This window comes from Rossellomorea vietnamensis, assembly GCF_008180615.1.
Taxonomy (GTDB): Bacteria; Bacillota; Bacilli; order Bacillales; family Bacillaceae_B; genus Rossellomorea; species Rossellomorea vietnamensis_D.
Genome location: NZ_VTEH01000042.1, coordinates 1 through 612 on the forward strand (window position 1 = coordinate 1; position 612 = coordinate 612).

At 37.4% G+C, this 612-nt stretch carries 1 protein-coding gene; it reads left to right on the forward strand.

The genetic code is table 11. The annotated features are described in order from the left end of the window. Window positions 1-452 precede the first annotated feature (452 nt). Window positions 453-612 (forward strand): IS110 family transposase (locus FZC79_RS23755; protein WP_148948899.1); only part of this gene is annotated, 160 nt, incomplete at its 3' end.

Below are 612 nucleotides of genomic sequence, written 5' to 3' on the forward strand. Positions count from 1 at the left end.
TGATATCAAATTCAGGATATGAATCCCAACCGTCAAGTTGTGCAGTAATGAAAAGCTTGACCAATTGTTCGTTAGTAAGCTTTTTCATATCGTAGTTCATAAGAGGACAAGCTAAATGCTTTGTTGGTAATAAAGATAAACATTGACTAATGACTGTTTTTTGAGCTAACATAATAGAGGTTTTGTGCTCCTTTTGTAGATAGTTTGTTTTTGGGAACAAACAGTCAATACATCTACAATAGGAGCTTTTTTTGTGTTTGTCTATAACTTCTCCCGCTCAATTTACTTATTTTGGAACCTATGCAAAGCCAGTGGGTGAGACCCCGCAGGCGCAGCCGAGGAGCATTCCTGTTTATAAACTTTTAGAGGTCTTGAAAAAGAAAAAGTCCTCTTGTATGATGCATGAGTGTCAACGACCAAATCGAAACTCACTACCATACAGGAGGACCATAATGAATCGTAATATGAATCACAAAATTAATCAAGTCTCTGAAGACACCCTGGTCATTGGAATCGATATTGCCAAAAAGAAACACTTCGCATGTGCGATGGATGATCGTGGTCGTGTTTTACAAAAGTCTTTTCCATTTTTTCAATCACAAGCTGGATTTG